Source organism: Streptomyces tailanensis (genome assembly GCF_008386495.1).
Classification (GTDB): Bacteria; Actinomycetota; Actinomycetes; order Streptomycetales; family Streptomycetaceae; genus Streptomyces; species Streptomyces tailanensis.
Genome location: NZ_VTHJ01000018.1, coordinates 36,460 through 53,230, shown reverse-complemented (window position 1 = coordinate 53,230; position 16,771 = coordinate 36,460). Strand labels below are relative to the sequence as shown.

At 69.2% G+C, this 16,771-nt stretch carries 13 protein-coding genes and 2 pseudogenes; 5 read left to right on the top strand and 10 right to left on the bottom strand.

Annotated elements, in window-relative coordinates; genetic code table 11:
- Window positions 1-151: 151 nt before the first annotated feature.
- Complete coding sequence (locus F3T56_RS17095) at window positions 152-997, bottom strand: menaquinone biosynthetic enzyme MqnA/MqnD family protein (protein WP_149826033.1); 846 nt, start codon at window positions 995-997, stop codon at window positions 152-154.
- A gap of 320 nt (window positions 998-1,317) precedes the next feature.
- Between F3T56_RS17095 and F3T56_RS17085 the strand changes: the two genes are divergently transcribed.
- The gene (locus F3T56_RS17085; RefSeq protein WP_003992177.1) at window positions 1,318-1,521 is read left to right on the top strand and encodes a cold-shock protein; all 204 of its coding nucleotides are present in this window, start codon (window positions 1,318-1,320) and stop codon (window positions 1,519-1,521) included.
- 128 nt (window positions 1,522-1,649) lie between these two features.
- Here F3T56_RS17085 and F3T56_RS17080 read toward each other — a convergent pair whose 3' ends face one another.
- On the bottom strand, window positions 1,650-2,462 hold the full coding sequence (locus tag F3T56_RS17080) for a hypothetical protein (protein WP_149826031.1): 813 nt from the start codon (window positions 2,460-2,462) through the stop codon (window positions 1,650-1,652).
- Between the two features lie 263 nt (window positions 2,463-2,725).
- Between F3T56_RS17080 and F3T56_RS17075 the strand changes: the two genes are divergently transcribed.
- Window positions 2,726-5,560, top strand: a complete 2,835-nt coding sequence (locus F3T56_RS17075) for a helix-turn-helix transcriptional regulator (protein WP_281291850.1) — start codon at window positions 2,726-2,728, stop codon at window positions 5,558-5,560.
- A gap of 72 nt (window positions 5,561-5,632) precedes the next feature.
- On the top strand, window positions 5,633-6,223 hold the full coding sequence (locus F3T56_RS17070) for a hypothetical protein (RefSeq protein WP_149826030.1): 591 nt from the start codon (window positions 5,633-5,635) through the stop codon (window positions 6,221-6,223).
- A gap of 22 nt (window positions 6,224-6,245) precedes the next feature.
- Here the strand turns inward: F3T56_RS17070 and F3T56_RS17065 are convergent, their stop codons facing one another.
- The 4 genes from F3T56_RS17065 to F3T56_RS17050 form a co-directional block, all read right to left on the bottom strand.
- Window positions 6,246-7,217: a glycosyltransferase family 2 protein gene (locus F3T56_RS17065; protein WP_246203655.1), complete on the bottom strand. Its 972-nt coding sequence runs from the start codon at window positions 7,215-7,217 to the stop codon at window positions 6,246-6,248.
- Between the two features lie 133 nt (window positions 7,218-7,350).
- A complete protein-coding gene (locus F3T56_RS17060) occupies window positions 7,351-7,764 on the bottom strand; it encodes a hypothetical protein (protein WP_149826029.1) in 414 nt (137 codons plus the stop codon).
- Window positions 7,765-7,889: 125 nt separating this feature from the next.
- Window positions 7,890-10,295: a glycosyltransferase gene (locus F3T56_RS17055; protein WP_149826028.1), complete on the bottom strand. Its 2,406-nt coding sequence runs from the start codon at window positions 10,293-10,295 to the stop codon at window positions 7,890-7,892.
- 94 nt (window positions 10,296-10,389) lie between these two features.
- Complete coding sequence (locus F3T56_RS17050) at window positions 10,390-10,707, bottom strand: ATP-binding protein (RefSeq protein WP_425473582.1); 318 nt, start codon at window positions 10,705-10,707, stop codon at window positions 10,390-10,392.
- A gap of 241 nt (window positions 10,708-10,948) precedes the next feature.
- On the opposite strand from F3T56_RS17050, the pseudogene F3T56_RS17045 reads away from it, so the two are divergent.
- Window positions 10,949-11,497, top strand: a pseudogene (locus F3T56_RS17045) (Scr1 family TA system antitoxin-like transcriptional regulator).
- A pseudogene (locus tag F3T56_RS49730) lies at window positions 11,494-11,628 on the top strand (DUF397 domain-containing protein); the annotation flags it as partial. The pseudogenes F3T56_RS17045 and F3T56_RS49730, both read left to right, overlap by 4 nt.
- A 93-nt stretch (window positions 11,629-11,721) precedes the next feature.
- Here F3T56_RS49730 and F3T56_RS17035 read toward each other — a convergent pair.
- The 4 genes from F3T56_RS17035 to F3T56_RS17020 form a co-directional block, all read right to left on the bottom strand.
- Window positions 11,722-12,285, bottom strand: a complete 564-nt coding sequence (locus F3T56_RS17035; protein ID WP_149826026.1) for a cysteine hydrolase family protein — start codon at window positions 12,283-12,285, stop codon at window positions 11,722-11,724.
- Window positions 12,286-12,391: 106 nt separating this feature from the next.
- Window positions 12,392-12,778 carry an AidA/PixA family protein gene (locus tag F3T56_RS17030; RefSeq protein ID WP_149826025.1) on the bottom strand — a complete coding sequence of 129 codons (387 nt, stop codon included), beginning with the start codon at window positions 12,776-12,778 and terminating at the stop codon, window positions 12,392-12,394.
- Window positions 12,771-14,639, bottom strand: a complete 1,869-nt coding sequence (locus tag F3T56_RS17025; protein ID WP_149826024.1) for a thiamine pyrophosphate-binding protein — start codon at window positions 14,637-14,639, stop codon at window positions 12,771-12,773. Before F3T56_RS17025 ends, F3T56_RS17030 begins: the two co-directional genes overlap by 8 nt.
- Complete coding sequence (locus F3T56_RS17020; protein WP_149826023.1) at window positions 14,636-16,681, bottom strand: flavin monoamine oxidase family protein; 2,046 nt, start codon at window positions 16,679-16,681, stop codon at window positions 14,636-14,638. Before F3T56_RS17020 ends, F3T56_RS17025 begins: the two co-directional genes overlap by 4 nt.
- Between the last annotated feature and the right edge of the window lie 90 nt (window positions 16,682-16,771).

The window sequence follows — 16,771 nt, the reverse complement described above, 5'->3', positions numbered from 1 at the left end:
CTCCCCCGTACTACCGGCTTCTCCACGACTCCCCAGCAGCGTAGTGCCGTACGCCCGATTGGGAATGCGAACGACCACCACGCCTTCCACGGAATCCGGAATTCGTCAAACGAATTTCCGGGGACATGCGGAAAGCCTCCGGGAGAAATGTTCAGGAAAGGAGATCGACCTTCACGTCCGCCGGAAATCCCGTCGTCGGGCCGACGCGTCGCGCGAACTCGGCGACCGCGGCGAGCTGGGGCGCGCCGAAGCGGAAGTCGAGGGTGGTGAAGTACCGCTCCAGGACCCGCTCGTCGAAGGCCTCCCAGCGGGCCGCCTGCTCGGCGACCTTGTCCACCTCGGTGAGGGACAGGTCGCGGGAGGCCAGGAACGCCTCGTGGACCTGGCGGGTGACCTCGGGCTCCCGCTCCAGGTAGTCCCGCCGTACCGCCCACACCGCGAAGACGAACGGCAGCCCCGTCCACGCCTTCCACATGGCGCCCAGGTCGTGCACTTGGAGCCCGAACTTCGGCCCGTCGTGAAGGTTGGCCCGCAGCGCCGCGTCGCCGATCAGGACGGCCGCCTCCGCCTCCTGCATCATCAGCGAGAGGTCGGGCGGGCAGGTGTAGTACGACGGCCGTACGCCGACGCTCTCGGCCAGCAGCAGCTGTGCGAGGCGTACGGACGTGCGCGAGGTGGAGCCGAGGGCGACGCCTGCGTCGTCCAGGCGTTCGAGTGGCCCCTGGGACACGATGACGCAGGACATCACCGGCCCGTCGCAGCCGACCGCGATGTCGGGGAAGGCGACCAGCTCATCGGCGTGCCGAAGGAACTCGACGAGGGTGATGGGCCCGATGTCGAGGTCCCCCTTCACCAGCTTCTCGCTGAGCTTCTCCGGGGTGTCCTTGGTCAGCTCGAAGTCGAGGAGCGTGCCCGTTCTCGCGAGCCCCCAGTAGAGGGGCAGGCAGTTCAGGAACTGGATGTGGCCCACGCGCGGCCGGGTGCGAGAATTGTCCACATCGCGAGACTAAACCTCTTGGAGTACGGTGCGGGGCCCGGGGTCCCGGGCGAGGGCTGGAGGCCACGGCGTACCGGTGTCAACCCGGCGCCACGATCACTCAAACATCCGGGTGACGTGATCTTGCCCTCTATTGCTTTCCCCTGCCCGCGTGCTAGGCTCGCCGCAAGTTGCAGTTTGGTTTCCCTTGCAGTACAGAGCCTGCGGAGCATGTGACCGCGGGCTCTCGTCGTTTTCAGACGTATGCAGTTGTGCGGCATCTTGTTTTCACACTTGCAGGGTTCTGGAGCAGGGCAACCCTTTGGGCCCAAGGAGGGCTTATGGCTACCGGAACCGTGAAGTGGTTCAACGCCGAAAAGGGCTTTGGCTTCATCGCCCAGGAAGGCGGCGGCCCCGACGTCTTCGTTCACTACTCCGCCATCAACGCGAGCGGCTTCCGTTCGCTGGAGGAGAACCAGCAGGTCTCCTTCGACGTGACCCAGGGCCCGAAGGGCCCGCAGGCGGAGAACGTCACCCCCGTCTGATCTGAGGGATGCCCCTCTGACGACGTCTGAGAGCAGTACCCAAGGAGCCCCTCGCCTCACGGCGCAGGGGCTCCTGCCTTTTGTCCAACCATTCAACTGGGGGCGGCACAGCCCCTCCAGCGGAGCGTCTACGCGCCCTTGGCCGCCAGAGCCTCCAGCACCCGCCGCACCCGGAAGCCCGAGCCGAGGTCGAGGTCGGGGTCGAGGCCCTTGCCCTTGAGGAGGGCGGTGAGGGAGGCCTGGACGACCTCGGCCCCCTCGGGGGCTACGCGCTTGGAGACCTCCAGCCACTCCAGCGCGGAATCGGCGCCGGCCGTGGAATCGGCGGCGGCACCGGCCAAAGTCCAGTACTCCAGCGTGACTTCGTGGTGGTCGAGGCGTACGCCGCGCCAGCGGACCGTGTGGACGGGGCCGAGGATGTTCAGGGAGCCGAAGCCGACGGTGATGTCGGCGCAGTCGGCGAGGAAGGCGCGCTGGCGGTCGGAGAAGACGAGTTCCAGCGGCTTGGCGCCGGTGGCGGCGGCCTCCACCGCCGTGCGGCCGCAGTCGGAGACGAGGGCGGCGGACAGGACCCGGCGGTCGCCGGACCAGGCGTCCGCGAGGTGGAAGGAGTCCGGTCCCTGCTCCCGGAAGCGCAGCCATCGTTCCGAGAGCCGGGACCGGCGACAGGGCCGCAGTTCCGCCGTCGCGGCCCCACCTCGCCCGCTCCCCGCCCGTAGGCGCAGGATCAACCCCGCATCCAGAAGCGGCAGTTGTCCTGGCGCCGTGGAGCGGGCGAGGGCCTCACAGAAGTAGACGCGGCGCCGGGCTCCCCCGGTGTCCGGCGCCAGCGCCCGGGTCGCGGCGGCCGCGCCCGCACCCGAGAACGTCACCTTGATGTCGACCGAGTCGAGCCGGTCGGACCCCGAGGTGAGATCCCCGCGTTCCACGGATGCCGGCATGGGCCGTCCCCCTAGTTCCGCGACCTGGTTCATTCCCCGTGTTTCCCTGTCCCCCGTGATCCCGGGTCCCCTGTGATTCCCTGTTCCCCCGTGATTCCGGGTTCCCCGTGTTCCCCTGTCCCCCTGTTCCCCTGTTCCCCTTGTTTTTCTGTTCCGCGAGACCCATTGAAGGCCCGGGCGGAGCCGCCGCGCTTCCGGGAAGTCCCTACATCTCCCCCCAACTCCCTCGGCGTGCGACCTTCTTGGCCCGCCCTGATGGGGGCATGATGAACGGGCGGGGCGGGTACGCGCGGACACCAGGGGGTGGCGCATTGTTACGGGAACTCGTCGGCCGGGAGAGGGAACGCCGGCTGATGGACGACCTGCTCGTGGCGGGCGGTGCGGGTGGGGCGGCACTGCTTCTGTGGGGTGAGCCCGGCATCGGCAAGACCGCCCTGCTCGACTACGCGGCGGAGCGGGCGGCGGCCGGGACGTCGGGCGCGACACCGGCCACGGTGCTGCGGGCCCGGGGCATCGAGACCGAGACCGTGCTCCCGTTCGCCACCCTGGGCGACCTCCTCATGCCCTATTCATCCCTTTTCAGGGAACTCCCCGGAGCCCAGCGCGCCGCCCTGGAGTCCTGCCTGGCCTTGAGCGGCGACTCGGCGGACCCGCCCGGCAACCCGTACGCCGCCTGCATGGGCGCCCTGAACGTGCTGGCCACCCTCGGCGAGGAGCGCCCGGTCGTCGTCCTCGTCGACGATCTGCACTGGGTGGACCCGTCCTCCCAGCGCGTCCTGCTCTTCGTCGCCCGCCGGCTGTCCAGCGAACACGTCGCCCTCGCCCTCGGGTCCCGGCAGGACCACGGCGAGTCGGGGCCGCGGCGCGGCATTCCGACGGTGCAGGTGGGCGGGTTGGCGCCGGAGGAGTGCGCCACCCTGCTCGCCGGCCGTGTGGCCCCCGGCGTCCTCTCCGACCTCGTACGCATCAGCGGCGGGAACCCCCTCGCCCTGCGGGAGATCGCGAGCGGGCTGTCGGACGAACAGGCGCGGGGCGAGCGGCCGTTGCTCGATCCGCCCTCCCTCGGCAGCCATCTGGAGCGTGCCTGGGCGACCCGTATCGACGGACTGCCCGACCCCGCCCGCCGGGCCCTCGTCGTGCTGGCCGCCAGTCGGTCGACGGCGGCGGGGCCGTTGCGGAAGGCGCTGGAGGCGGCCGGGCTCTCGCTCGACGCGCTCTCCCCCGCCGAGGAGGACGGGCTGATCACGGCCACCGCCGACGGCCTTGACTTCCACCACCCGGTGCTGCGCGCGCTGGTGCTGGGCCGGGCCCCGCTCGCCCACCGTTTCGCCGCGTTCCACGCGCTGGCCGAGGTGAGTACGGGCCCGTTGCACGCCTGGTACCGGGCGTCCGCGACCCCCGGCCCCGACGAGGAGACCGCGGCAGCGTTGGCCGAAGCCGCGCTGGAGGCCCGTAGGCGCAGCGCCTTCGGCGAGTCGGCACTCGCCTGGCGACGGGCCGCCGAACTCACCCCCGACCCCGCTCCCCGCGCAGACCGCCTCCACCACGCCGCCTCCGACGCCCTGCTCAGCGGCTCCCCGGCGGGCCCGCAGTGGTGCGAGGAGGCCCTGCGCATCACTCCCGACCCGGCGATGCGCGCCGCCATCCAGGGCCTGCTGGGCCGTATGTACACCTGGAAGGGCGAGACCGCCCAGGCGTACGGCCTCCTCATGAACGCCGCCGACGCCGTACGCGACACCGACCCCGCCCGCGCCTGTCTGCTGCTGGCGGAGGCGACGGCTGCGGCCCGCCTGGACGGCCATGTCCCCGCGGCCGTACGGGTGGCCGAGGAATCCCTGGCCCTCGCCTCGTCCTCCGGCCCCGAACGCTGGTACAGCCTCACCCTCCTCGGCGCCGCCCTCGTCATGAACGGCCGCACCGCCGAGGGCCGCGAGATGCTGGAGGCCGCCGACCGCCACGGCACCGGCGGCGACCCCGTCCGCGACCAGCAGGTGTACGCGATCGCCGGGCAGGCCTGGAGCCGCGCGGAGGAGTTCGTACGGGGCCGCCGGCTGCTGAACACCGCGGTGGAGTCGGCGCGGCAGCACAGCGCGGTGGGCGTGCTGGGCTTCACGCTGGCGGTACGGGGTGAGCTGGAGACCCGTATCGGCCAATGGGCGTCCGCGCGCGGCGACCTGACGGAGGCGCTGCGCTGGGCGGAGGAGCTTGGCCAGCTCACGTGCGTGAGCTACGCCCTGTACTGCCTCGCCCGGCTGGAAGCCCTGCGCGGCGATCGCGTGGAGTGCGAGGAGCATGTGGCGCGGGCGCGGAGGGAGTGCGGGGCGTACGGGATCGGCTGCCAGGAGTTCCACATGACGGCGGTACTCGGTCTGTCGGCCCTGGCGTACGGGGACCATGACGCGGCGGCCGACCAGCTGGAGCAAACGTTGTCACTGGCGGAGGAGCAGGGCATCGGGAACCCGGAGGTGGTCCCGTTCGCCGCGGACCTGGCCGAGGCGCACGTACGGGCCGGGAACGCGGTGCGGGCGGGTGAAGTGGTGACGTGGCTGGAGGAGCGGGCGCGGGAGACGGGCCTCGCGTCGGCGGAGGCCGGGGCCGCGCGGGTACGGGGGTTGCTGGCGGGGACGCCGGAGGAGGCGGAGGCGTGCTTCGGGGCGGCGTTGAAGGCCCACCAGCGGACGACGGGGCCGTTCGACTGGGCCCGGACGTTGCTGTGCGAGGCGGAGGTGTTGCGGAGGTACCGGCGCCCGGGCGCCGCGCGAGCGCCGCTGGCCTCCGCGCTGGCCTGCTTCGAACGGCTGGGCGCGGTGCCGTGGGCTCGGCGGGCGGCGAGCGAACTGGCCGCCGCCGGGGGGATGTTGAACACCGGGCAGTCCACCGGCGGCGGTATGGGAGGGGCCCTTGACCAGCTGACACCGCAGGAGTTCCAGGTGTCGCGGGCCATCGCGCGGGGGCTCAACAACACGGAGGCTGCGGCGTCGTTGTTCGTGTCGCGGAAGACGGTGGAGGCCCATCTCACGCGTATCTACCGGAAGTTGAAGGTACGGTCGCGGACGGATTTGACGCGGCTGCTGACGGCGGCGGATCTGGTGGACTGAGGGCGGTTTCTGAGGGTGGGTTGAGTACGGGTACTCATGTGGGCGGTGGCCGGCGGCCCGCATCGTACGTCCATGCGGACAAAAATCCTTCCGAAGTCCTTCCTGGTGAAGTCTGTGCTGGCGGCCACGCTCAGCTGCGTCGTCCTGTCCTGCTACGGCGCGACGAACGCGGCGGCCGCCACCGACAGCGATGCGGAGACACGGTTCCTGAACTTCGCGAACAGCATCACGGACTACTGCACTCCGGTCCTACCCGGCGGAGGCGGCGTCATCGACGGTGACCTGTCCGAGCCCACGGACCTCGACTCCACCCAGCCCGTCTCCGTCGAGGAGGTGCCGCTGACCGCCATCGAGAAGTGCCGCGGCGAGCTGCACGCGGAGCGCATCCATGAGGCGTTCAGCAGCACGGGGGCGAACGACTACGAGGTGCTGCACGAGAAGCTGACGGCCCTCGACTACCCGGCAGCGCGGATCCACTGGATGCCGGAGCACGCGGGTGTGCCCCGGACGAGGATCGACCTGCGCGTGGCGGGCGGCGACCACCTGGCGGTGGAGGTCAACGGCTACAACACGTTTGTGACCGTCGAAGCGTTCGGGGTCCCGGAGGGCGTGAGCGTGACCGACGTGCGGCGGAACCTGGTGCTGGACCCGCCGACGTTCTGACCCTGTCGCCGGGACCACTGCGTCAAACCGAGGAAGCCGTCGGGGCGGGCTCTCTCTCCGGGACGGACGGGACGGCGTCGCCGCTCTGGGCGGCGGCCAGCGCCTTCTCCAGGCGCCGGATGTGGTAGTACTGCACCCGCGTTGTGCGCTGCAGGGCCATGACCGCGGAGAGGAACTGGTCCATCTCGGCGGCCCGGGTGAGGATGTCGTCGGGCACGTGCTCGTCCCGCAGGCACGCTTCCGCGTCCTGGGTGAGCACGGCGTGTGCCCAGCCGCGGGTGATCGGCTTGAACAGGTCCGGATGGTTGGCCACGATGCGGGCCCGGATGGCCAGGTCGTTCTCTGCGGCTTCCAGATGCAGTCCGGTGTCCTTGTTGCGCGCCCCGAACAACGGCTCATGGATGTGGTGGGCGTCGAAGCCGTGCTCGACGCAGCCGATCCAGAAGTCCCAGTCCTCTCCCGCCCGCATGCTCTCGTCGTACCCGCCCACGGTCTGCCACGCTTCACGGCGGTACAGCGAGCAGTAGAACATGATCAGTCGCTGGAGCAGGAGTTCTCTGCTGTAGGCGGGGAGGGGCATCGCCTGCGGGGGCAGATCGTCGTCGGTGAAGGTGAACACGTCCGTTGAGGCGATGGCGATGTCGGGGTCACCGTCCAGCACCGCGACGGTCTTCTCCAGCATCGTGGGCGCGATCACGTCGTCGGCGTCCAGCGGAAGGATGTAACGGCCGGCAGCGGCCTCGATTCCGGTGTTGCGCGCGGCGGAGACCCCGGCATTGGCCTGTTGGAGCACCCTGATGGACCGGTCCGGGTGACGGGCCACCAAGTCCTGGGCCACCTCGAAGGCGTTGTCGGTACTGCCGTCGTCGACGATGACGAGTTCCCAGGCGCGGAACGTCTGGGCGACGACGCTGGACACTGCCTCGGGCAGATAACGGGCGTAGTTGTGGCAGGGGATGACCACCGAGACCACAGGGTCGGGGCTGTGGGGCATGCGCCGTCTTTCGCTTCGGTACGGTACGGAACGGTAAGGAGCGGAACGGAACGGAACCGGGATGAACGGAATGCCGACGCCCCCCCCAGTCCTGTTCGAGGACCACGTCGCGGCAGACCTGCCGGATCAGGCGCTAGCTGAAGCGCAGTTGACGCCCATGGTCGTGGTCATGGTCGTGGTGGTCGTGAAGGCCGTTCTCGTGGTGGCCGTGGTCGTGCTCCTGGTGGTGCTCGTAGTCACAGATGGTCATGTTGGCCACCGGCGTACAGCAGACGTTGTAGTCGGTGAGGGTGACGTTCCCGATGGGCGTGCAGCAGTGCCCGTAGTCGGTGATGGTGACGTTTCCGAGGGGCGTGCAGGGGTGCCCGTCCGCGGAGGTGAGGGTGACGTCGCCGCTTATCGGCTGGCCTTGGTACGCGTAGGGTGCCGATGCTGTCCGCGCGTCCGAACCGAGGGCGGTCGCGTAGGCCGCCTCCGCCGTGTTGAGCAGTCCGGCGGTTGCCAGTGCGGCGGGGAGGGCCAGGGAGGACATGAGGCGGGCTTTCACGGTGGGACCTTTCTTTCGGGGGTCTGGGAGCTGCCCGCTGCGGCGTGTGAACTCCATGCAGAGGTCCTGGGACCCAGGGGCAGTAGCCCCACCGTAGGATTTCATTACTTATCGCGCCAAAACGGTTACGCCATGTGGTGTACCAGCGGCGGCGGCTCGGCACTGGTGGCGTGGTGCGGGTGCAGCACTTCCAGGTCGGGCAGCGCCCAGCAGGCAGTGCCCATGTCCCGGGCCATCGCGGCCAGGCCCTCGGTCTCGATGAGGTGCTGGTACGGGAAGGAGGGGAAGATCAGACCGTCCCGGTGCAGGTCGGCGCGTACCAGCAGGGTGGTGCCGCCGACCGAGTCGACGCGGATGAGCCCCTGCCCGCGCAACTCGTCGAGGTACGTCCGGCCGAACCCCCTGGGCGGCTGCAGGATGCCGTCACGCAGCCACTGGGACCAGTTGAGCGTGCCGGCCCTGGGGTGCAGGACGAAGGTGTTGAGGTCGTACGTCGGTCCACCGGTCGTCGTGGCACAGTGCGGGACGACGATGTCCTTGCGCGCTCCGAGGAGGCGTTGGACGAGATCGGCCGGGTAGCCGGTGACATCCGCGTCGAGCCACAGCACCCACTCCTCGTCGGCGAGGGTTCGGGAGAGCAGATGGTTGCGCACCTTGGCCAGCACCGAGCGGCGTCGACGCTGGACGCCGGGCTCCCAGCGGGGGCCTTCCAGTTGGAGGCCGAAGTCACGGTGTACGAGGGTGACCCGCCGGAACTCCGCCTCAAGGCCGGGCAGGACCTGTTCGAGCTGATCCCGCGTCGTGTCCTTGCTGTCGCCCTCCAGCAGGCCCAGGGAGATCGCCTCGCGGGGATAGTCCAGGGTGCGAAGGTTCTCGAGATAGCCCGGCAGGAACGCGGCCGCGTCCTTGAGGGGGGTGAGCACCAGTACCGGGGGTCGTTCTCTCGCCGGGCCGGGGGCCGTGGCCGTCTGTGCTCTTCGCCCGGAGGGTCGGGGGGTGGGGCCGTTCTCGGCGTGGGCGATGTCCTCCGGCCCGATCGGCAGCCGGGTCGCCATCGCGAGCAACCGCTCCGCGTATGCGCCGGGTTCGGACCATGTCTCCGTCGCCACGTCGAAGTGCTCCGCGAAATGGGCTTCGTTGAACGTGTTGCCGCCGTGACACACGTACGTGTACAACTCGGGTGCGTCGACCGATACCACCCGGCAGGTGCGGACCACCTCTTCCGCCACCGGGGTGTCCTCGCCCCGGCGTAGTGCCGGGTAGCGCGGGAGGCGGTCCTTGGCGCACACCATCGACCCCTCCCATACGCGCGCGCAGGAGATCGCGAGCTTGTGGCGAGCGGGCCACCACAGCCGTTCACGTGCGAGGAAACAGGCCTCGGCGCCGAGCGAGAGGATCGCCGCCATCTGCGTCTCGATCCGCTCCGGGTCGTACAGGTCGTCGTCGTCCCACTGACATACGTACGGCCCGGTGGCCCGGTCCACCGCCTCGTTGCGCAGTTCACCCAGCGTCCGCCCCTCCGGGGGGAGCCGGTGATGGCGGATCCTCGGGTCGTCCAGCTCGCGAATGTGCCGCTCAAGGGCGTCGTCCGTGCCGTCCTCCACGACGACCAGTTCCAGACTGGGGTAGGTCTGCGTACGGAAGCACGCGATCGCGCGGCGGGCCGTCGACGAGCGGTCCTTCGTCACCATCAGGCACGACACCGTCGGCGCGGGCGCGCCCGAGGTCCAGCGGCGGCGTTGCGCGTCCAGGTTGAGCAGGCCGTCGGCGAGCGGTTGCAGCTCCTGGCTCGCCCAGAACGGGAACCGTTTGCCGGCCGATGTCCGGGGAGTCGCAGGCGAGTCACGCACCCAGCTGCCGGACCAGTGGTGCACGGCGTACGCCCGCTCGTAGTCGGCTTCCTGAGGGCCGAACAGCTCTGTCGCGTACGGGCTCACCTCGGGGTACAGGACCTCCGGTCCGAGGATCGTGATCGAGGCGATCGAGGCAGGCTCCGGGGCGCTGTCGATCGCCCTGGTGAGGAAGAAGGGGCCCGTGACGTCCAGCGCACCAGGCATTCTGTGGGCGCCGACCAACTGGCGGTGCACATGGGCCCAGAAGGGGTGGCCCGGCCGTGACGCGATGAACGCGTTGCCGACGATGCGGCTGAATCCGCGCCGGCGGGCCAGCAGCAGCCGTGTGTGCGCCTCGGGCTCGCAGCCGAGGACGAGTTCGCGCCCGTCAAGGATTCCGTCGACCGGGCTCAGGCACTCGAAGTCCAGATCCACGTAGAGCCCGCCGAAATGGTCGAGCAGAAAGTAGCGAATTGCGTCGGCCCGCATGATCGGTTCCGCGTAGCCGTCGTAGATGGGCAGGAACCAGGGATAGTACTCCTGGAGGAATGTGCGATTGTCAGAGTCGGTCCACAGGCGGTATCCCCAGCCGGGGTGATGCCGGCGCCAGGAGTCGGCCCATTTCTTCCATTGGGCCGGCACGTCGGCGTCTTTCCAGGTTTGGTGAATCAGGGTGGGAATCTTCTTCTGCGTCCGCATTCACTCAGTATGTAGATCCACTTCGCCGAGAGGATTTTCAGTAGGACCGATCGGCAGAACATTCACTCGGGCGGCCCTCGACGTCCTCACGCCCTTACGGGCTGGTACTGACACTGGTGCTCAGCTCGGCCCACACGGTCTTCCCCAGGTCCCGGTCCTCGATGCCCCACTTGTCGGCGAGGGCCTCCACGATCAGCAGCCCCCGCCCGGACTCGGCCTCGGGCTCCGCCCGCCGCGTTTTCTGCCGCCGCGTCTCGCACGCGTCGGCCACCTCGATACGCACGGTGCCGGTCGTCCACACCACCTTCAGCAGAAAGCTGTGCCCGGTGACGTCCCCGTGCATGGCCGCGTTCGTCACCAGCTCGGCGGCGACCAGCACCGCGTTGTCGTACACCTCGCTCCCCTCGGGGATGCCCCAGGCGCGCAGCCGCCGCCGAGGACGGTGGGAGTCGTGGGGATTTCCGCATTCATGTCACTCAGCGCGGTCGTCCGGTTCCAGTCTGACCAGATATGGCGGCGGGACGCTAAGTAGCCGTATGGGTGCGGTGCGCGAGGCGTCGGCTCGTCGGCCGTGACCACGACGAGGTGAGGGCGGGATCGATGGCGGATGAACGACGCCGGAGACTCCGGCGGAGGCCGACGGTACGACCGGGTTGTTCACGGCGGTCGGCAAGCTGTTGAAGCTGCTGCGGGAGCGGGCCGGGCTGACGCAGAAGGAGTTGGGGGAGGCGGTGGGGTACGGGCCGGACGCGATCGGTGCGATGGAGCGGGGGGTGCGGGTGGCTCGGCCGGAGGTGTTGGAGAAGGCGGATGAACTTCTTGATGCCGGGGGGGGCTGTTGAAGGCGATGATCCCTGAGATCAAGGAGGGGATGAAGAAGGCGCGGACTCGGCATCCGGAGTGGTATAGGAGTTACGCCGGGTTGGAGGCAGAGGCGGTTGAGCTGCACTTCTATGCCAATCAGGGGCAGCATGCGGAACGTCGAGATCGAGGACCATCCCAACATGGGCGGTGCATTCAACCTGTTGACCCCGCAGAAGCACCCGCAGGTTGCGTACACGGAGGTACAGGGCTTCCCCAGGCTGATCACCGACTTGGAGGAGGTCCGGAAGATCGCCGATCGCTATGGAATCATGCCAGCGATGGCGCTCCTGCCCACGGAGTCTCGGGCCCTGATTGAGAAGAAGCCGGGGGAACTGTGAGCACCGAGATTCTCAACCGGTTCAAGTCCAGCTACAGCGACGGTGAAGGCGGCGAATGCATCGAAGCCGCCTACACCTGGCGCAAGTCATCGCACAGCAGCGGCGCGGGCGGCGAATGCATCGAGATATCCCCCTGCCCCCACACCATCCACATCCGCGACTCCAAGAACCCCACAGCCCCCCCACCTCACCCTCTCCCCCCACCGCCTGGACCGCGTTCCTCGCTATTGCCGTGCGATGGCTTTGAGCCAGTCCTCGACGGCGAAGACTTCTGCCCACTGTGGGAACAGCTTCTCGGTAAGGACCCGATGCACCTCGGGGTCGGTGTCGAGGCAGGCATCCGCCAGGACGGTGAGGCCGAAGTCCAGGTCGATGGCGTGCCACAGGGTGGACAGCACTACAGCGCTGGTGGCGATGCCGGTGAGAACAAGGCTGTTGATGTCGCGAGCCCTGAGTACCAAGTCGAGGTCGCTGCCCGAGAACGCGCTCCCTCGCCTCTTGGTCACCACCACGTCGCCCTGCTGGGGCGCGACGTCGTCATGGATCTCGGTGCCAGGGGCACCCTCGGTGAACAGGCCGGCCCGCACAATGTTTGTGAGCACCTTGTTGCGAGGGCTGACTACCGGATCACCCGGCCGTAACGCGATCACCACGTAGATCACGGGGATGCCGGCAGCCCGGGCACCGTCGATCGCCCTGCGCAGGCGCGGCAGATATCCGGAGCCGTCGTCGGCGATGGCCACGATGTCCCGTTGGACGTCCATCACCAGAAGCGCGCTGTTCGCCATGCTTGCCGTCCCTTCTCCATCGGAAACAAGGACAAGTCTGGTCGATCAACCGAGCTGCGGTGGAGGTTTCGGAGACCTCATGGCCCTGGCACTCACTTGAGGACCGTCAGGGATTCTCGATGGTGATGAAGGGGTCCCATTGGAAGTACCCCTTCAATTGCCGGTGGCGGTCCAGGATCTGGAAATAGAAGTGGTACGTCTCCGGAGTCCTGACGAGCTGGTGGCCGGTGTCGCTGCTCACGTATTTGTACAGTAATGCCTTGTAGTCGCTGCCGAGCGAGAGCGTCGTCTCGCGCCACCTGATGCTGTCCCCGGGTTCGGCGCGGAGGTTCAATTCGGCCCCCGACGTGCCGACGATGTGATCGTGGCGCGTTGTCATGTAGATGAGGCTGTGGTCGGCGTACGTCGGCGCGTCCGGGTTCCTCGACGCGTTGGGATTCTGCTCGACGATCGTGGCCGCGTCGAAGGCGATCAGTACGTTGAGATCAGCCATTTCCTGTTCCCTTCGGATGGTTGACTTTCACCTTGTACGCCATCGCCCGCGGGTAGTCGTGCCGGTGCAGGCGGACGCGGACCAGGAGGGGTCCGGCGTTGACCGGGTCGGCCGGGTCGGTGAGGCGGGTCAGCAGGTCGTCCAGTTCGGAGGTGTGGGCGATGGTGATCCCGTTCGCCGGGGTCTCCTTGCCGGCGAAGACGGCCGCGAGGCGGTCGTAGTGCCAGGGGTGGAGGACGTTGTAGAAGTCGGGGTCGTGGGAGGCCCCTTGGTCGTCGGCGTAGTAGGCGGGGTGCACCAGCATCTGTTCGATGCCGTAGAAGTGTCCGTTGTCCATGACGAACACCACCGACCGCAGGCCGAGCCTGGTGTGGGTGGAGATCTCCTGGCAGGTCTCCTGGAAGGCGCCGTCGCCGACGAACACCATCGGGCGGGCGTGCCCGCGCTCGGGAGCGAGCGCGGCGCCGGTGGCCGCGCCGACCGACCAGCCGATGGACAGCCAGCTGACCTGCGAGAGGAACCCGCCCGCGGACAGGGACAGGTTCATCGAACCGATGAGGGAGAACGCGGCGTCGGAGACGACCGTCCAGTCCTGCCGGGTCTCGTGTCCCAGGAAGTGGTTGATCCGGTCGAACACGCCGTCGTAGGTGAGTCGTTCGGTGTGGCGTTCGGCGTGCCGGGACCGTGAGCCGCTGGTGCGGAGCGAGGCGCGGTACTGCTCCAGGCCGGCGGGGCGGTCGACGGACTCCCCGAGATGGGCATGGGCCTCGGCGTAGTAGTCGGCGGCCAGACCCCCGGAGCCGTAGCGCTTCGCCAGCGCGTCCTGGAGGGCGGGCAGGAGTTGTTCGAGCTGGACGTCGGGGAAGTAGGAAGTGCCGACGCTGACGCCGCCGTTCGCGGCCATCACCCAGTCGTCGCCGACGCACTGCTCGCCGCCGAGGTTCTTCGACGTGGACCAGGCGCCGAGCCCGATCCGGCAGGTGGCCCAGTCCTTGAAGACGCCGTGCACGTCCGGGTGACTGGCGTGGCCGTTGTAGACGCCGTGGAACTGCGGCAGGTCCTCGTCGACGACGGCCTTGGCGCCGACGGTGGTGCAGAACGGCACCCCGGTTCCCTCCACCAGGTCGGTGAGCTGCCCGCCCAGGCGGAACCGGTCGATCTCCTCGCCGGCCCACACGATGGGGCGGGGCGTTCCGTCCGGGCCGGCGTGCTCCTCGACCAGGGTGAGGATCGCGTTCACGGCGTGGTCCAGCAGCAGCTGGTTGCGCGCGCTGAACGGCCGCTCACGGCGGAGGATCGGCTCCCCGGGCTCGGCGCAGGGCTCGTCCCACAGGTCCTCCATGACCTCCAGGTAGACCGGCCTGCGCTCGGAGAGGCACGCGGTGAGCGCGGCGTCGATCTGGGCGGGGGCGAGGCCCGGGTTGGAGATGACCTGCGCGTCCACGGTGACCTGCCGGTAGACGTCCAGGTTGCTCTCCGGGCGGGGGCTCATATGGGAGGTGAGCAGACCGAGGGCGCGGTAGTTCTGCCACTGCTCGTACGGCGGGGAGGCGTTGATGGCGACCAGCGGGACCTGCTCGACGTAGGCGCCGCCGCAGGCGTTGAGCAGGTTGAACGCGCCGACGCTGTAGGTGACCGCCGCCGCGCCGACGCCGTGGACGCGGGCGTAGGCGTCGGCGGCCTGGCCCGCGCCGCCCTCGGTGGGGGTGCCGACCCACTCGATGGCGCCCTCGGCCCGCAGGGTGGTCAGGAACGGGCCGAGGTGGTTGCCGGGGACGCCGAAGAGGTGGGTGATGCCCAACTCGGCCAGCCGCAGGGCGAGGTAGCGGGCGACCGTGCACCCGTGGGTGATCGCGGTCATGAGCGGTCCTCCTCCTGGTTCGTGCCCGGGGTGGTGACCGGCGGGGCCTGGTGGACGGCGATGGCGGCGCGGACGGCGCTCTCCAGGGCGCCCTCGATCCAGGCGTGCTTGAGGGAGGTGTGTTCCCCGGCGAAGTACACGGGGCCTTCGGGCCGGGAGACGTCCAGGTGGAAGCTGGTCATCTGGTGCGCGGTGTAGATCGCGGCCTCGCCGAAGGCGTACGGGTCGCGGGCCCAGCTCTTGGTGGCGCCGCGCCCGGTGAAGAACACCTCGATGCGGCGGCCGTGCAGGGCCTGGAGGTTGCGCAGGGCGTAGACGTAGCGCTCCGCGTTCCGCATCGAGTCCCAGCGCGCGGCGTCGTCGGACCAGGAATACGAGGCGAGTACGACGCCGCCAGTGCTGCCCTCGACCCGGTGCGAGGGGTAGTACATGAACCGGTTGGGGTTGTCGGTGGCGGAGCCCCCGCCGAAGGCGTGGGTGGCGGGGCGGACGGCGGGGCCGCGCAGCGGCATGGTGCTGTTGAGCTGCCGCATCTCCTCGGTGACGCCGCTTTCCTTGACGGCGGCGCCGAGCAGGCCGGCGTTCGCATCGGCGAGCGTGGGGGTGTGGGCGGGCTCGGTGCCCACCTCCAGGCCCAGCCGGTAGTACTCGTAGAGGCCCGGTGCGATGCTCTCCAGCTCGTCGCGCCAGTCGTCCTCGGTGAACTCCCACCACCGGTGGCTGAACTCCAGCAGCACCTTGGTGGCCGAGTCGTAGTGGGTCTCGATGATGGCGCGACGCTTCTTGTACGACATCGAGGGAACGATCTCCACGAAGCGCAGGGCGGAGAACGGGATGGTGACGATCGCCAGGTCCGCCGTCCACAGGCGCGGCGGGGCCTGTGGATCGCCCTCGGCGACGGTCTGCACGGCCACGCCCCATCCGTCGGGGCCGACGGCGCCGGTGCCCTCGGGGTCGGTGTCGCGGCTGGGGTCGTGGTATTCGAGGCGGATCATGCGGTGGCCGAGCTTCACCTCGTCGCGCAGGCCCTCGTGGAGGGCGTGCGGCAGGCGCCAACTGCCGCCGGGTATCTCCCAGTAGCGGACGGTGGGGTTGATGTCGCTGCGGCTCAGGAAGCTGTGGAAGAAGGAGAGGTGCAGCCGTGAGGACATGTTCTCCAAGGTCCCGACAGCCTCGATCGCCTCGTCGCTGAGCCCGGCGTGGTCGCGCAGGAAGGCGCCCATCGAGTAGCCGTCGAAGTCGCGGATCACCCGGGCCCAGCCCTCGACCCACTCGTCGAACGGCTTGTTGACGCGCTTGCCGTCGACGACGTCGGAGTAGTAGTCGCGCACGCTCTCCAGCGCGTCGTCGACCATCTTCACGACGGGGGCGCGGACCTCGTCGCCGGTGAGGTGGAAGCCCTCGTTGATCCGCTCGGGAGTGGTGGCGTAGTCGGCACGCCGCACCTGGGTGCGATTGGCGCGGATCCAGGAGTTGCCGCGCTTGTCGGGCTCGCGGAAGTCGGGGCTGTCGTCGCCGTAGGTCCAGGTCCGGCCGGTGAAGGAGGTGTACGTCACCGGGGGGACGGGGACGTCGGGGCCGCTGCCGGTGGAGGGGTCCACGTCCACGTTGTAGAACTGGCGGCGGCCGAGCCCGAGCTTGTCGACGAGGGCGAGGACGAGCGGGTGGAAGTCGGGCAGCCGCATGGCGCCGGCCTCCGCGTACTGGGCGGGGTCCTCGAAGGGCTGCTGGTGCCTGGTGGCGCGGAAGGTCTTGATGCGTCCGCCGACGCGGCTTTCATTGGCCTCGATGAGGGTGACGTCGTGGCCGGCGTCCTTGAGCAGGCGGCCGGCGACGAGGCCGGTGATGCCGGCGCCGATGACGAGGATCTTCTTGCGCGGGTGGTGGGTGGGGCCGAGGCGGCCCGTGTCGATCAGGGTGTGGAGATAGCTGAGTTTGAGGTCCTTGTCGTCCGGCCCGACGAGGAGGAGTTCGCGGGCCAGCTTGAGACACGTCTGCCAGCGTGCACGGGTGGCGGAGTTGTCCCGTGGAGTTTCGGTCATGGTGAGAAATCGTAGAGAGGCAGAAACGATTTCCTGGATCCCTCCGGCAGGCAAAGTCCTGAAAACACCGACCGCTTCTCTTGGCGTAAT

Excerpts from the sequence above, each read along its gene's own strand:
- F3T56_RS17020 (WP_149826023.1), bottom strand. The coding sequence starts at position 16,681 with ATGACCGAAACTCCACGGGACAACTCCGCCACCCGTGCACGCTGGCAG.
- F3T56_RS17080 (WP_149826031.1), bottom strand. The coding sequence starts at position 2,462 with ATGCCGGCATCCGTGGAACGCGGGGATCTCACCTCGGGGTCCGACCGG.
- F3T56_RS17055 (WP_149826028.1), bottom strand. The coding sequence starts at position 10,295 with ATGCGGACGCAGAAGAAGATTCCCACCCTGATTCACCAAACCTGGAAA.
- F3T56_RS17085 (WP_003992177.1), top strand. The coding sequence starts at position 1,318 with ATGGCTACCGGAACCGTGAAGTGGTTCAACGCCGAAAAGGGCTTTGGC.
- F3T56_RS17025 (WP_149826024.1), bottom strand. The coding sequence starts at position 14,639 with ATGACCGCGATCACCCACGGGTGCACGGTCGCCCGCTACCTCGCCCTG.
- F3T56_RS17035 (WP_149826026.1), bottom strand. The coding sequence starts at position 12,285 with ATGGCGAACAGCGCGCTTCTGGTGATGGACGTCCAACGGGACATCGTG.
- F3T56_RS17075 (WP_281291850.1), top strand. The coding sequence starts at position 2,726 with ATGATGAACGGGCGGGGCGGGTACGCGCGGACACCAGGGGGTGGCGCA.
- F3T56_RS17070 (WP_149826030.1), top strand. The coding sequence starts at position 5,633 with ATGCGGACAAAAATCCTTCCGAAGTCCTTCCTGGTGAAGTCTGTGCTG.
- F3T56_RS17065 (WP_246203655.1), bottom strand. The coding sequence starts at position 7,217 with ATGCCCCACAGCCCCGACCCTGTGGTCTCGGTGGTCATCCCCTGCCAC.
- F3T56_RS17030 (WP_149826025.1), bottom strand. The coding sequence starts at position 12,778 with ATGGCTGATCTCAACGTACTGATCGCCTTCGACGCGGCCACGATCGTC.